The organism is Rhizobium giardinii bv. giardinii H152 (genome assembly GCF_000379605.1).
In the GTDB taxonomy this organism is placed as follows: domain Bacteria; phylum Pseudomonadota; class Alphaproteobacteria; order Rhizobiales; family Rhizobiaceae; genus Pararhizobium; species Pararhizobium giardinii.
Genome location: NZ_KB902683.1, coordinates 59,095 through 73,409 on the forward strand (window position 1 = coordinate 59,095; position 14,315 = coordinate 73,409).

Annotated in this window: 10 protein-coding genes and 3 pseudogenes; 7 read left to right on the forward strand and 6 right to left on the reverse strand. The window is 59.3% G+C overall.

The annotated features are described in order from the left end of the window. Positions 1 to 28: 28 nt before the first annotated feature. On the reverse strand, positions 29 to 1,969 hold the full coding sequence (locus A3AY_RS0119455) for a DUF3604 domain-containing protein (RefSeq protein ID WP_018327341.1): 1,941 nt from the start codon (positions 1,967 to 1,969) through the stop codon (positions 29 to 31). A 344-nt stretch (positions 1,970 to 2,313) separates the two neighbouring features. Between A3AY_RS0119455 and A3AY_RS35580 the strand changes: the two are divergent. Further along, positions 2,314 to 3,132 (forward strand): annotated as a pseudogene (locus A3AY_RS35580) (hypothetical protein). A gap of 564 nt (positions 3,133 to 3,696) precedes the next feature. Here the strand turns inward: A3AY_RS35580 and A3AY_RS35585 are convergent. Next, a pseudogene (locus tag A3AY_RS35585) lies at positions 3,697 to 4,272 on the reverse strand (site-specific integrase); the annotation flags it as partial. Here A3AY_RS35585 and A3AY_RS40640 point away from each other — a divergent pair. Further along, positions 4,273 to 4,666: pseudogene (locus A3AY_RS40640) on the forward strand (site-specific integrase); the annotation flags it as partial. A gap of 128 nt (positions 4,667 to 4,794) precedes the next feature. Here the strand turns inward: A3AY_RS40640 and A3AY_RS0119480 are convergent. Further along, on the reverse strand, positions 4,795 to 6,339 hold the full coding sequence (locus A3AY_RS0119480) for a flavin-containing monooxygenase (RefSeq protein WP_018327346.1): 1,545 nt from the start codon (positions 6,337 to 6,339) through the stop codon (positions 4,795 to 4,797). Positions 6,340 to 6,455: 116 nt separating this feature from the next. On the opposite strand from A3AY_RS0119480, the gene A3AY_RS0119485 reads away from it, so the two are divergent. The 5 genes from A3AY_RS0119485 to A3AY_RS0119505 all read left to right on the forward strand — a co-directional run bounded on the left by A3AY_RS0119485 (position 6,456) and on the right by A3AY_RS0119505 (position 11,036). After that, entirely contained in the window at positions 6,456 to 6,935 is a 480-nt protein-coding gene (locus tag A3AY_RS0119485; protein ID WP_234913224.1) for a pyridoxamine 5'-phosphate oxidase family protein, read from the forward strand. Between the two features lie 11 nt (positions 6,936 to 6,946). Continuing rightward, positions 6,947 to 8,299, forward strand: a complete 1,353-nt coding sequence (locus A3AY_RS0119490; protein ID WP_018327348.1) for a pyridoxamine 5'-phosphate oxidase family protein — start codon at positions 6,947 to 6,949, stop codon at positions 8,297 to 8,299. A 461-nt stretch (positions 8,300 to 8,760) separates the two neighbouring features. Next, positions 8,761 to 9,027 (forward strand): helix-turn-helix transcriptional regulator, encoded by a 267-nt coding sequence (locus A3AY_RS0119495; RefSeq protein WP_018327349.1) that lies wholly within the window; start codon positions 8,761 to 8,763, stop codon positions 9,025 to 9,027. Between the two features lie 12 nt (positions 9,028 to 9,039). Further along, the gene (locus A3AY_RS0119500) at positions 9,040 to 10,284 is read left to right on the forward strand and encodes a type II toxin-antitoxin system HipA family toxin (RefSeq protein WP_018327350.1); all 1,245 of its coding nucleotides are present in this window, start codon (positions 9,040 to 9,042) and stop codon (positions 10,282 to 10,284) included. Positions 10,285 to 10,763: 479 nt separating this feature from the next. Further along, the gene (locus A3AY_RS0119505) at positions 10,764 to 11,036 is read left to right on the forward strand and encodes a hypothetical protein (protein ID WP_018327351.1); all 273 of its coding nucleotides are present in this window, start codon (positions 10,764 to 10,766) and stop codon (positions 11,034 to 11,036) included. Here the strand turns inward: A3AY_RS0119505 and A3AY_RS37975 are convergent. The 3 genes from A3AY_RS37975 to A3AY_RS0119530 form a co-directional block, all read right to left on the reverse strand. After that, a protein-coding gene (locus tag A3AY_RS37975) for an IS5 family transposase (protein ID WP_210312654.1) occupies positions 10,998 to 11,755 on the reverse strand; the annotation gives its coding sequence in 2 pieces (ribosomal slippage) (positions 10,998 to 11,413 and positions 11,413 to 11,755; 759 coding nt in all). The genes A3AY_RS0119505 and A3AY_RS37975 overlap by 39 nt on opposite strands. Before the next feature lie 405 nt (positions 11,756 to 12,160). After that, positions 12,161 to 13,336, reverse strand: coding sequence for an IS91 family transposase (locus A3AY_RS0119525; RefSeq protein WP_018327355.1), 1,176 nt, complete (start codon positions 13,334 to 13,336; stop codon positions 12,161 to 12,163). Positions 13,337 to 13,346: 10 nt separating this feature from the next. After that, entirely contained in the window at positions 13,347 to 14,207 is an 861-nt protein-coding gene (locus A3AY_RS0119530) for a tyrosine-type recombinase/integrase (RefSeq protein ID WP_018327356.1), read from the reverse strand. Positions 14,208 to 14,315: the final 108 nt, after the last annotated feature.

The window sequence follows — 14,315 nt, forward strand, 5'->3', positions numbered from 1 at the left end:
GCGGCCGGCTCAACCGCCGGCATCGCGGTCACGGCGTGTACCAGATCGGCGAGGTATAGGCGCGTTCGGTGACAGTCATCCGCGTACCCTCAGGCGGCTTTATTCCATACCGTTTGGCATCATAGGCGGTCCACCGCGGCGTCGGTATCTCGATGACGCGTCCATAGTAGAAGGCCCTCTGCTTCGGATCGAAGCTGGGGTCCTTCCACACAGCGATCAGTTCCGGCGCCCCGATGGTGTTGGTCCAGGTCGCGTTCTCGATGTCGACAGTGCTTCCAACCGATGGCACCTTGCCGTCAGCGCCCGGTTTGCGGTCCCCGCCCCAGGCGACGTCGTATACCTGCTCATGCGTCTCGCCCTTGTCGTCGAGCCAGCCCTTGACGATCTGGTAGCGGTCGAGGTTGGCCCCGATCGGGTCGCGCAGTGCGGCAACGAGAAACGACGGCGCCTTGCCTTCCGGCGCTGCCGTCAGGTCGCCGCCCATGGGCACGCCCTTGCCGTAGCCGATCGCGCCGGGATTGCGGGTCTCGGCATCGGCCAGCTCGAAATCCCAGCCGCCGAAAAACCGCACGGCCATGCGCGGCCCGGTGGTTGCATAGGTCTCCTTGCGCTGCATGGCGTCCCAGATAGACTCGCGGGTGTTCTCCGTCGCCCACACGGCGGCGTAGCCAGACGCGCCGACCTCCCAGTCCATCACCGTGATGCCCGTCTTGGCGTCCTTGACGAACGTTGCCGTCAGGCGTTCCGGGCTTGGCTCCTGCGGCGTGGTCTTTCCAAAGAAGTTTTCCTCTTCCATAGCAGCAAGGCCCGTATGCGCGTCGGAACTGCCGACCAGCCCGAACTTGTAGGGGTTCGTGCCGAGTTCGGCTTCGAGCTTGAGGCCGTTCTTCAGCGCGGACCGTGTATATTCGAACTCGAGCATCTCAGGCGTCTTCGGCACGCTGGCATCGAGATTACCGAAATCCCAGGTCTCGAAATCCGCGAACTCGTCATTGGGCGACAGGACCGGGTGCGCCTCGCCGTCGCCCTTTGTCTGGGTTGTCTCGTAGAGGCGTTCCCACCTGGAACGCTGCTCGACATATTCGTTATCGACCGGCTTGCCGGTGAAGGATTCGATTAGCGGGAACATGCGGCCGTTGGACAGGTTGCCGTTGTGCGCAATCGCCAGCACGTTGCCGCCGGTTTTGTCCTCATAGGCCTGCATCCACTTCCATAGGTCGCGCGGATTGTCGCTGCCCAGGGGCTTAAGTGTCGTATAGGGCACGACCTGATCGGCCTTGTCGGCATCGTCGCGGAAGACGACATTGCGATGCAGATTGTTGCCTGCCGTGTTCGAGGTCCACTCGTAGCCGATGAAGGCCGTGAACCGCCCCGGATCGTTATATTCCTCGGCGGCCTTTATCGTGTCCTGCCACGCGTTTTTGTAAGGACGTGTTTCCGGCCCGTAGATCATGCTCTTGGGCAACGTTCCCTTGCCGAAGCTAAAGATGATTTCGAGCGCCGCCGTGGCGCCCTGGCCTGACTTGATCATGTCGTACCAGGTCTTGGCCTGCGGATCGGTGATGACATCCGGTTTGCCGGCAAAGAGGTCCGGGAACATGCCCATGTTGTCGGAGTGGTCGGCCACCACCAAAAAGTCGAGCGGCCGTGACAGCTTGGCAGGCTGGCCGCTCGACGCAGTGATCTCCTCGCCGCGGGCGAAGCGGTAGGCGTCGCGAGGCGTCAGCCGTGCTCCGAAAGCGCCGGCATCGAACGAGGCCCCGGTGTGGAGGTGCGTGTCGCCGAACAGCGGCCGGGTCGGAAAATTGCGCCCCGCATAGGGCGAGTAGACAGGTTTGCTGGAAAATGCCTTTCCGGCCTTCGCGCTGTCCAGAGTGCCGAGATCGGTGGTTTCCTGAGCCGCAGCCGGCAAGGCAGAGCCCAGGCATACGAACACCGCCACAATCAACTTCGCCGATGTCTTGTTCATCGCTTCCCCCCTTTTGCAGCAATCACGCTTAAACCATCCGAGCGAGCTATTTGTTGATTTGCGTCAATGACCGGAGGCCTGCCTCCGCTTCGAATGTTCTCTAAGCGCCTTGTGACTACCGTCCTTGGCGTTACAGCCTAATATGCCGGGCATTCAATTGTTCGTTAGAATCTTACTGGCGTGACATTCGCACTCCAGATAGAGTGCAGCGACCGTATTTGCATCGTAGCAAATAAGTAACAGCGTGAGAAACTTTTACTTGGAAAATAATGTACCCAGCCCTGATCAAACCGGAGCGCGGTTGAGAACTGGCCGAAATTCTTAGAGTTACTGGAGGGGAAGAGATGAAACTTGGAGCTGCGCGGACTCTGTCGTTCATCGGGAGTCTTCTATTTGCCAGTGGTGTCATGGCTGCTGACGCTTATTCACCGATGACACCGCAAGTTCAGCAAGCCGAAACCGACGAGGGGTGGACGTTCGCATTTGCCCCCTATTTCTGGGCCGCGGATCTTTCCGGCGACGTCGCGCAATTTGGACTACCGACAGTCGAAGTTGACTCGAGTTTCAGCGATATCCTTGACCATCTCGACTTCGGGGCCATGGCGATCGGCGAGGCCCGGTACGACCGTTACAGCATCTTCGGCGACGTCCTGTATTCCAAGATATCGGGCTCCGCCGGCACGCCCAGAGGGATCGTGGCCTCCAGCGTTGAGGTCACATCCGAGACGTTTGCAGGCTTGCTCGGCGTCGGCTACTCGATCATTGATGATGATTCCGCGCGACTTGACGTCGTCGGCGGCGCAAGGGTTTGATCTGTCGACACCGATCTCTCGTTTAGCGGGGGCATACTTGACGATGTGTCCCGAAACGACGGCGCGACATGGGTGGATGCGATGGCCGGAATTCGTGGAAACTACGCGATCACTCCCGAGATCTATCTGACCGGATGGGGGCTGATCGGGGCCGGCCAAGCAGACCTCGATTGGGACGTCGCCGCCGCGATCGGGTATCATTTCAGCGACACCATTTCGGCGGTTGTAGGCTACCGGGCCTTGGGTGTTGACTACAGTAAGGACGGCTTCGTGTTCAGCTTGCATTCTTCTAGGACTTCGCTCTCGGAGACGTCACCATTTAGACCTGTCCGGACATTCGCATTTCGTTAGAGGAGGCTGCAAATTACCAGGGCGCGGCAAACTCCACGGCGGCGCGCGAGATCTGAAGCTCGTTGACCATTCCAAGATCCAGGTCCATCGACTCTACGGTCGATCGCCCGTCACCACTTGGCAGACGCCAGGTAACCCTGCTGACCTCCAGGCGCTCGCTACCAACGTTCCGGCTCGAAGCTCCCGAATATGTTTTCGGCGCTGGCTTCGAGCGCCTTGCTCTTGCTCGAGGTGATCATTTCGCGCCCGTATCACAATTGGGTCGATGATATTCGGTTTTCGGACGACCAGTGTATCGCAGCGGATCCGGAAGGACGCAGATCACATTAGGAATCGCTCAAGTTGACAAGTCCGGAAAAACCGCGATTTCGGCGAAATCTGCCAACAAGATGTGAACAACTGTCAACATAGCAGGTCAAAAACAGCTGTTTGGGCGACCTGAACGCCGCAGAATGCGGGCACCCAACCCCCAAAATCGGGCAAGAAGTTTACATTCCGCCACAACCAAACAGAGAATGTAAACTTTACGCAACGTCCTTATGCGAGCAATCAGTGTAGTTCGACCTATCCCAGGCGCCCGACCAGGTCGTCAGCGCTCAAGTGCGTATAGCGCTTGAGCATCCGGAGCTCCTTGTGACCCGAGATACTGCTGACCTCGATCATGTTCAGCCCGCGCTCAAACAGGCGACTGACGCCTTCGTGTCTCAAATCGTGGAAGCGCAGCCCCTTGACGTTCGATCGCGCAAGGAGGCGTCGCCAGGCTTGTTCGAGCGCGCCGGCCTTCATCGGAAAGACGGTAGATTGATCTACCTCGCAGTGATCCTTCCACTCGCTCAAAGTCTGTAATGCGCGTTGCGACAGCGGCACCTCGCGACCGGAGCCGTTTTTCGTCATCGTCAACGTGATCACCCGTCGATTATGCGAGATGTCGGACCACTTGAGCCCCAGGATCTCTCCTCGGCGCATCCCGGTCTCGATAGCAAGAATAACAATCGTCTTGAAGAACGGGATCTGTCCGGCATCGCAGCTATCAAGCAGACGCTGCTCCTCGTCGCCCGACAGTCGCCGGCTGCGCTCGTTTCGGATGACCGGCCGTCGAACCAGCTTCACGACGTTCCTACCAAGGGGCAGACCCCAGTCGGTCGCTGGCAGGCGCAGGTCCGTCGTCGGCATGAAGCCCCGCTGCAAGTCGTTCGACAGCAAGGTCGAAGCGGAGAAGTGGGCGCGCGAGCTTGAGGCTCAGGTAGATCGCTTCGGCGCCGCACCTGATACTCGTATCCTTGAATCAACCACGCTCAGCGAGCTCCTGGAGCGTTACAAGACAGAAGTGTCACCGACGAAGCGTGGGTCGGTTCAGGAGATCCAGCGCCTCGACGTCCTGAAGCGCCACGACATCGCATACCGGACGATGGTGGGTCCATCACCCCAGGACATCTCATCGTTTCGCGACGAGCGTCTGAAAACCGTAGCTCCATCTACGGCAGTCCGCGAGCTTGCTATCCTCAGTCATGTCCTCGAGGTCGCAATCCGTGATCTCCAACGGATGTTGTCGATCACGCGTAGGATGCCCCTTAAGGGGTGCCAAGGACTATCCCGGGACGCAAGCCCGGGACAGCACCCTCATCGCTAAGCTCTCTCTGCATTGTGACTTGGCAAGCGCCGTCACGCAGCCGTGGTCGACGCCGTGTTGCGTTTGAGAAGTGTGCGAACGCCGTCTTCTTCGGCGGAGAAGCGCTCGCTGGTGATGGCACCGAAGGCGGCGGCGGCCCGGGCAACGGCGGCCGGTGCGGTGGCCAGAGCATCCAGCCCCTGGAGCCGGAAGGAGGCCGGCGTCAGCGGCCCGAACAGAAGCGCCCGCTCAATTTCCGGCCAGATGACGGCATCCGGTTCGACGCCGGCGTTGCGCGCAAAGAGACACGCGGCCACATGCATCGGGAAGCTGCCGCGTCCGGCGTTGGTCGCACGGCTACGCTCGACGCCCGCCTGCATTTCCGAATGGGACGGCAGAGGCGTGACTCCGCCGAAACACTGCGCCACCCAACGGGCCTGAAGCTCCAGCACGGGAAAGGTCGGTCCGACCAGGTCGAACATTCCGAGGAACGCCAGTCCGGGTAACTCGGGATGGAAGGTGAAGTCATGGAGATCCGCACCGTGGCCATCGAGGCCGATCTGGCGCCCGATGTTTTCGGAAAGCCACGGCAGCGAAAGCCGAAAGCCGGTGCCGAACAGGATAGCGTCGAACATGTGGCTGGCGCCGTCCCTGAATCGAACGGAGCGCCCATCAATACTTTCGATCCAGGGCATGACGGAAATGCGCCCTTCGGCGACGCATGGCAGATAATTTTGCGACTGGGAGATGCCGGCGACGAAGGCGTTGCCCGCCGGCTTCGGTGCACCGAACTGGTCGGGGGAGCCGGCGACGCTCAAGACCTTTGCCGTCACCGCCTCGGCAATCACGTCCGGCGGCAGCACGCCATCGAGCAGGACGGCCGCTCTGTTGAACATCACATGATCGGTCGGAACGCCTGCGATCATTTTCGGCAGAATGTAACGCTGGCGACGATTGGTCGTGACTACATTGGCAGCGCCGCCGAGTGCAAGGTCGGCGGCGATCTCCAGCGCGCTGATAGAGCACCCCGCCACCAGAACGGACCGGCCGCGATAACGCTCCGCGCCGTCGTATTGTGCAGTATGGGCGACACCAAGCGAGCCGGAAAAACCTTCAAGGCCCGGGATCTCCGGAACCTCCGGCTGGTTCTGCCGTCCGGTCGCCACGATGACGCGCGCGAAGGTGTCCGATTGGCTGCGCCCCTCGGTATTCGACTGGACGAGCCAGTCATCGCCGGTGCGCTCGAGTCGTTCGACACGGGTCTTCAACCGCAGATGCGGCAACAGCCCCATCGTGAACGCGTAACGCTCGAGATAGTCCAGCATTGCGGACTGCTCGACATAGGTGCCGGTTCCCGCAGCGTGGGGAAGGTCGGAAAAAGCCGTCATGATCCGGCTCGTGTTCGTGCGCATTCTCGGCCAGACTGCGCTGGAGGACGAGGTGGAGTTCCACTGTCCGCCGATGCGAGGCGACGCCTCGAAGATCACCGGGTGTAGTCCGCGCGCCAGGATCCACCGTGCGGCCACAAGGCCGGCGGGGCCGGCTCCGATGATTGCGATCTTGTCTTCAGGGTGTTTGAAACAGGTTCCAAGCGACATTGTTTTGCTCCACGTTTGATGGTGAGCGAGTTACCTGTCTTTGCCTGGCCCGTTTCCTAAAACATTCCTAAGCACCTTCCAGACAATGCTAAAACCTGACTAAATGGTCCTTATCCTTGGCCGATGCACTGTTCTTTGGAGGCGTTTTGGATCGCAACCTCGCTGATTTTATCGAAAGTCCGGTCATGCAGATCGTGGGCACGTCCGGACCGTCCCGGCAGCCCGAGGTCGCGCGCGCGGCAGGAGCGTGGAGCGAAAATTCCAACAGCCTGCACCTCGTGGTGTCAGCCTGGCAGTGGCCGCAGACCATCACCAACCTGAGGGATAACGGGCGGATAGCGGTCACCTTCGCGCGACCGTCGGACTATGTCTCCTATCAGATCAAGGGTGTCGCGACGCTGCGCGCGGCGAGTGGCGCCGAGAGAGAGCGTTCCTCCCGCTATGTGGCGGCCATGATTTCAGTTCTGATGAAGCTCGGCGTCATGCCGGAAATGGCCTCTCCGTGGTTTACGAACAAGGATCCCGTGCTAGTCGCGGTCGAGGTCGCGTCGGTTTTCGTGCAAACCCCCGGCGCCCGTGCCGGAACCCGGCTCTGAGATGAGAAAACATGACAATAGCGCTTGAGGATCTGGAAGCCTGCTTCGAAGGGGTCGTTCCCTCGATCATCTCGACCGCCGACTCCGACGGCGCCCCCAATATCGCTTATCTCTCCGTCGTGGTGATGCTGGACGCTCAACACGTCGCTATCTCGAACCAGTTCTTCGCCAAGACGGCGATGAATATCCGCTTGAACCCGCAGGTCACGCTGCTTCTGGTCGATGGACGCACGGGAGCGCAGTTTCGGCTCAGTTGCGTCTTCTCTTCCGTTATGGAGTCAGGAGAGCTCTTCGATCGCGTTGCCCGACAGATCGAGGCCGAGAATGCGCAGATCGGCATGGCCGGGGTGATGAGATTGCGCAATCTCGACGTCTTCCGAGTTGTCGCGATCGAAGCCGTGCCTTCCGCCGTAGTCTTAAGCGAGGTGCCGCGGCCGACTCGAGAGGGCCTGGCAGCCGTCGCGGCGCTTACGGAGACCATCGGCGCAGCCACGGATGCTGGCGGTATCGTCGATGCACTTATGGACGGCATCGTCAGGACGTTTGGCTTCGAACAGGCCCTGTTGCTGCAGCTTTACGAAGACAGGGGTCATCTGGTGACAATTGGCAGCGTGGGCTACGAACCTTCAGGCATCGGCTCGGACGTGCTTGTTGGCGAAGGCTTGATCGGTGGCGCCGCCTCTTCGAGGTTGACGATGAAAGTCTCCGATCTGAGCCGGGTGCGGCGGTTCGGCAATGCAATTCGCCAATCGGCGCTCGATGAAAATCGAACGCGCGCCATCACGCTTCCAAGCGCGCCGGAAGCCATGAGCCAGATTGCCGTGCCCTTGATAACGCGCCAGACCGTCCGTGGCGTCCTGTTCATCGAAAGCAGGGAGCGGCTGGCTTTCACGATGCAGCACGAAACGGCCTTGCTGGTGGTCGCAAGACATGCCGCGCTCGCCTTGGCGCTCAGCGAAACCCTTTCCCTTGAGGCTGAGACGTCGCGTCACGAAGATGGAAGCACCCTTACGTCAGACGCGGCAATCAACGTTATTCATCACGCCTTCGATGACAGCGTCTTCATCAATGACGACTACGTTATCAAGGGTGTCGCCGGCAGGCTGCTCATCCTCATGCTGACGCAGTTTCAGGAAAGCGGAAAACTCGATTTCACGAACCGGGAGATACGCCTTGATGCCAGTCTCAAGCTACCGGACATCAAAGATAACCTTGAAACGCGATTGCTCCTGCTGCGACGCAGGCTCGACGAGAAGCAACTGCCGATCCGGCTCGCTCACATCGGCCGGGGGCGCATATGTCTCAAGATCAACGGTCGGCTCAAGCTTCACGGCTGGCGGATATCGAATGCACCGGGCCGCTAATGCAATTTGCAGGGGCGGCGCGCCTCCAGACAGCGACCGCACGATACTGATCGCGACCGGATCGCAGCCATGTGATCTCCAACGGTCGTTGACATGAGTCCACGTCCTTTGCTTCATTGCTGAAGCGGACGTGCAATGGCCGTGAAAGCGGCCACCCCTCAGTTGGGAGGATGTTCCTCGCACAAGACGACGTAAATCTACGTCACTCCGCAGTCTTTGAACGGTACGAGTGCCTAATTGACATTTCGCTGACGAGTTCGTGTAAAACTCCAGGTGAGCAAATCGTCTCGCCTCCATCCGCGTTCAGCTTAACAAAAGTTCGGTGGCGATCAAGTCCAGGATTTTAGCCTTCCCGATCGGGATGATTTCCCAGATGGACGTGATTCCTTCCTCTTCGGTAAGTTTTCATGGATTCTTAAAAATTCTTCCTGTACGGTAAGCTTCAATAGGGAGAGTGTATCATGATCCGTTCGGCCGCGGAGTTCGGCGCACTTGTTCGAGAATACAGGAAGAAGCAGGGCTGGACACAAACCCAGCTTGCGGAGCGCTGCGGGACGGGTGAACGTTTCATCGTCGATCTGGAGAACGGCAAGCCCAGCTGCCAACTCGAGAAATCCCTCATTGCGGCCCGAACGGTCGGCATCGATCTCGGCGACCTGAAATCCGCAGCACCGCCTGCTGCCACGGAAGCCGATGACGATCTCGGCTATCTGCCCCGTTTCTCCTGATCAGGCGTCGCCGTGACCACGATCTTCTACGAGACCTTGCCCGTTGCCAATCTCATCGACCGCGATGGGATTTCGCTCGCCTATGAACCAAGCTGGGAACAACGCGCTTCGGCCTTCCCGATCTCGCTGACCATGCCCTTGCGATCCGGTACACACAGTGCTGAGCAGGTTATGCCCTGGCTTGCCAATCTTCTTCCGGAAACACACCTCTCCGAGATCGGTCAGCAGTTGAAGGTCTCGCCTCAGGACATTGTCGGTCTTCTCACGCGTCTTGGCCGCGATACCGCCGGAGCCTTTTCGATCGGGGAGCCGCGCCGAGACGGAAATAATTTCCGCGTCGTGCCGGACGAGGCAGCGCTTGAGCGGATTTTAAATGAACTGCCCGAGCGACCCTTCCTGGTCGGAGAGCAGGGCGTATCGATGTCGCTCGCCGGAGTGCAGGATAAACTCCCGGTCTACCTTGCTGAAGATGGTAACATCGCCATTCCCGTCGATGGCACGCCATCCACGCATATTCTGAAGCCCGACATCAGACGCCTAACCTGCAGTGTTCAGAATGAAGCCTTCTGCATGACCCTCGCCAAGCTATGCGAACTGGAGGCAGCCGAGGTGACGACTGGTAAAGCGGGCAAACGAGACTACCTGCTGGTCAAGCGCTATGACCGCATCGCCGACGCTCAAGGAACCATCCGCCGTGTCCATCAGGAAGATTTCTGCCAGCTGCTCGGCCTGTTCCCGTCGGAAAAATACGAGCGGACGGGACTTGGCCAGTGGGGCGGCGCATCGCTTGTACAGCTGTTTGGCGCGCTGGCGCGTTACGTTTCCCCCGCCGAAAGACTGAAGCTGCTCGACGCTGTCATTTTCAACGTTTTGATTTGCAACTCAGACTCCCACGCCAAGAACTATTCCGTTCTCGTCGGTGCCGCCGGAACAGCCAAACTCGCGCCGCTCTACGACCTGATGTGCGCGGCAGTCTACAAACAGGTTGACCAGTCCCTCCCGCAACAGATCGCCAAAAAGAGCAATGCCAACGAACTTAACGGCAATGACTGGCGGGAATTCGCATCGGCCGTCGGCCTGAGCCCTGCGGTAGTGACAAGACGGGTACGGGAGCTCTCCGACAGGGTTGCCTCAAAGCTCGAAGAGGCACTGGGGGAGACAGAGCACAATCCCTCCTTTCATCGAGATTTTGGAGCGAACATCCTGCTTGTCATTCGCAAGAGGTGCCAGCGGATCGGACGACAGGCTGGCGGGTAGCCCGTATCGCCCTGCCCCGAGCTTTGACGTCGATTGGAGACAAGACAGAGGGTGGACTGATCTTGTTGGCTCCCAAAAGCTATTCCGTGCGTGCTGGGGTGGAACCGGATTTTCCGGAGCAGCGGTGAAAAACAGGTTGCTTGGTCGTTGTCGATGAAAAGGTCTCGCGATCAATCGCAAACACGGCATTTGGGACGTGCTAACTGGCCAGCGGAGGCGTCAGCGCCATACTCAAGAACGCCAACCGCAACTATATAGTGCATTAGGCATTCCTTGATTGGAAATTATTTCAGAAAAACCGCGTACCGGATTCATTGAATAATTTCCGTCTCAAAATGGGAATAAATTCGGAAACTTTCCGGTTTACTATTGTTTTTCAATGTGTTGACAGTGTCGGTTGTAACGGCTTTCGAAATTTCATGTCATCATTATCTCACGGTCGCTACTGAAGACCGGATGAAACATGGAGATACGAAGACATGGCAAAATACACGCAAAAGAAGATCACTGCCAAGCTGGCGGCTAAGGCCGCGACCGACGCTGACGAGATCAGCCCGGAGCAGGAAGGCGAACTGAAAGCACTCGGCGAAGGCATCCTGTCGCTCGGACGCCGAACGACCGAGCAGGCCCTCGAACTCGGCGGCTACCTCGCGCGCGCAAAATCCATTCTTCCAGAGAGGGCGTTTGGCGCATGGGTTAGGACCGATCGACATTCATCCTATCCAGATCATGATGGTGGCGAGATGGATTAATCCGGTGAAGTGAATGATCCTGCGTTCGTAGCGGGTGGCGAAACGGCGGAAGTGTTTGAGGCGATTGAAGCACCGCTCGATACGGTTTCGATGCTTGTAGACGATTGGATCGTGCGGGATGATGATCTTGCGGGTGCGGTTCGAGGGGATGACCGCCTCGGCATCCATGGCCTTGATCGTCGCCCGCAAGGCATTGCTGTCATAGGCTTTATCGGCGAGCATGGCCTTGCCCACCTGTCCGTCGAGAAGCGCCGGAGCCTGCGTGATGTCACCAACCTGGCCAGCCGTCACGATAAAGCGCAAGGGGCGGCCGAGCGCATCGGCCAGCATGTGGATCTTGGTCGTCAGTCCACCTCTGGAACGCCCCAGCGCCTGATCCTTGGCCCCCCTTTTCCGCTCGCCGCCCGTTGATGGGCGCGCACGATGGTGCTGTCGATCATCAGGTACTGATTGTCCCGGTCGGCCGTCAGCGCATCAAAGACCCGTTCCCATACGCCAGCATGGCACCAGCGGCTGAACCGGCGATGGACTGTTTTCCATTTGCCATACCGCTCCGGTAGATCCCGCCAATGTGCGCCAGAGCGGAGGATCCACAAACATCCGTTCACGAACAACCGGTTGTCGGTTCCGGTCCGGCCCGGATCACCCGCCTTGCCGGGCAAAAAGGGCGCAATTCTCGACCATTGCGCCTCGTTCAACTCATACCGCTTCACCGCCATCACCGGCCCCCGTGCTCAACACGGTGTCCTATGAATCAGCGATTAAGTGATTTGGGAATCTGGAGGGTTCTGTGAGGTCCGTGCGCTATGCGTGCGGCATTCGCTGATCGGACCTCATTGAAGCCGGATTGAGCGAAGGCGCGGGTTGTTTGGCGCTATGGGGATTTAGCCGAAGCGGCGGATGGCGTTTGGGAAGATCGAGCCTTGCCGGAACGCGTGGACAGGTTTGGTAGGAGATTGTTGGCGATCATTGCAGTGTCTTCGACGCTCCCGTCGGCTGGTTTGCGTCGATGGAACCCTTGGTGGTGTTCCGCTCTCCGTCGCTCAGGCACGATTTGCCAAAACACTTGCCTCGCGCCCTCGGCATGGCGACGCTGATCGTTGCAACGATGCCGCCTGATCTGATCATGAGCTGTTGTTCCATGACGGCCGGCAGACCGGCTGGGTCGGGATCCACGCGCCGATGATCGTCATGGCTCCACCACAACAGGGGCAGCAGTGCGCCAAAGGTGGTGGCTTTGCGTCCGGTTCTTTGGCCGGCTGTTCCGGCGGTGGGACGTTGAGCAGGCTTCGGCACTGGTCCAGCTTCAATTGCCGATGGCCGTTGGCCAGCAGTCCGTAATGACGAATGCGGTGAAAGCCGTCCGGAACGGTGTGAAGCAGGAAACGGCGGATGAACTCGTGGGCATCGAGTATCATCACCTTTTGCCTGCCGCCCGTTCGATAGTCCTTCCATCGGAATGAGACGCGATCTCCATCGATGCTGACGAGGCGGGAATTGGAGATGGCAATGCGATGGGTGTAGCGGCCAAGATAGGCCAGCACCTGTCGGGGTCCGGCAAATGGCGGCTTGGCATAGACCACCCAGTCGATGCGACGCGCTGCTTTAAGGGTTCGATTGAAGGCGACCGGATCGGCCAGGTTGGCGATATCGCCGAAGAACCGAAGTTGGCCCAGATCATAGGCCTGCTTCAGTTCTTCGAGAAACAAACGCCGGAACAGGCGTGACAGAACCCTCACGGACAGGAAGAAGCTCTGCCGGCAGGCAACCCAACGGGACTGGTCGAGCGACAGACCTCCACCCGGCACGATGCAATGGATATGCGGGTGATAATGGAGGTTCTGGCCCCAGGAGTGCAGCACCGCAATGAAGCCGATCTCTGCGCCCAGATGCCTGGGATCGGCAGCAAGCTTGCGCAGTGTCTCGGCGACGGCGTGAAACAGGATCGTATAGACCTGTTCCTTGTTCTGGAAGGCGATCTCGGCGATCTGCTGCGGCACGGTGAATACGACGTGGAAATAGCCGACAGGCAGAAGGTCGGCCTGCCGTGCAGCAAGCCAGTCACGGCTCGCCTGTCCCTGGCACTTTGGACAATGCCGGTTGCGGCAGGAATTATAGGCGATACGGATCGCCTCGCAGTCCTGGCATTGCTGGACATGCCCGCCGAGGCGAGCGGTCCGGCACATCTCGATCGCGCTTATGACCCGGCGTTCGACACGCCCGAGATGAGCGCCGTGTGTTTGACGATATCGTTCTGCGTGGCGGCGAAAGATGTCCGCCACCTCTGGCCCCGCCGCCATGTCGAGGCAATCAACCCGGCGGCACCACCTCCAGCGCCAGCCGGTCTATTGGGCTGGTCGTGCTGCGGATCAAGGTGTTTGACACCTTCGTGTAGCGTGCCGTGGTGGACAGATTATTATGGCCAAGCAATACCTGGATGATGCGGATGTCGGTTCCGCTTTCCAGAAGATGGGTAGCAAAGCTATGGCGCAGCGTATGCACCGTCACTCTCTTATCGATGCCGGCAGCAGTGCACGCCGAGCGGCAGGCAGAATACAGAACCTGAACATCGATGGGCTTGGTCTTGTCCCGACCCGGAAACAGCCAGACCTCGGGTCTCGCCAGCCGCCAATAGACCCGCAGGATCGCGAGCAACTGCGCTGACAGCATGACGTTGCGATCCTTGCCGCCCTTGCCATGCTCGACGCGGATGATGCCGCGTTCGCCATCAATGTCGCGGACCTTGAGATGGACAGCTTCCGAGGCACGCAGCCCCGCTGCATAGGCCGTCGTCAGCGCGGTGCGGGTCCTCAGGCTCGGAACCGCTTCCAGAAACCGCACGATCTCGTCGCCGTTGAGGATCGTCGGCAGCTTGGCGGGGGTCCGGGCATAGGCAATGCGTTCCGGTATCTCGGCATGACCGAGCGTGACGCCAAAGAAGAACCGCAGAGCGCAGACCGTCTGGTTCAAGGCCGGCCACGATAGGCCCGATGATACCAGATGCACCTGAAAGGCACGCACGTCTTCCAGTCCAAGGCGGTCTGGCGAACGGCCGAAATAGCGAGAAAACTTCGTCACCGCATGCAAATACGATCGTTGCGTCGCTGGCGAAAGATTGCGGATCGTCATGTCATCGATCATGCGCCGGCGTAGCGGGCTCATCTCTGTCATCGTCATCTCCTGTTCAAAGGTTGGGCTGAAACAGCCCAATCCTTCAAATCAGAAGCGTATTATGCAAATCCGCGCTCCAAATGCCGCGCAAGCGGCTTCGTTCAATCC

Excerpts from the sequence above, each read along its gene's own strand:
- A3AY_RS0119505 (WP_018327351.1), top strand. The coding sequence starts at position 10,764 with ATGGCAAAATACACGCAAAAGAAGATCACTGCCAAGCTGGCGGCTAAG.
- A3AY_RS0119455 (WP_018327341.1), bottom strand. The coding sequence starts at position 1,969 with ATGAACAAGACATCGGCGAAGTTGATTGTGGCGGTGTTCGTATGCCTG.
- A3AY_RS0119530 (WP_018327356.1), bottom strand. The coding sequence starts at position 14,207 with ATGACAGAGATGAGCCCGCTACGCCGGCGCATGATCGATGACATGACG.
- A3AY_RS0119525 (WP_018327355.1), bottom strand. The coding sequence starts at position 13,336 with ATGGCGGCGGGGCCAGAGGTGGCGGACATCTTTCGCCGCCACGCAGAA.
- A3AY_RS0119495 (WP_018327349.1), top strand. The coding sequence starts at position 8,761 with ATGATCCGTTCGGCCGCGGAGTTCGGCGCACTTGTTCGAGAATACAGG.
- A3AY_RS0119490 (WP_018327348.1), top strand. The coding sequence starts at position 6,947 with ATGACAATAGCGCTTGAGGATCTGGAAGCCTGCTTCGAAGGGGTCGTT.
- A3AY_RS0119480 (WP_018327346.1), bottom strand. The coding sequence starts at position 6,339 with ATGTCGCTTGGAACCTGTTTCAAACACCCTGAAGACAAGATCGCAATC.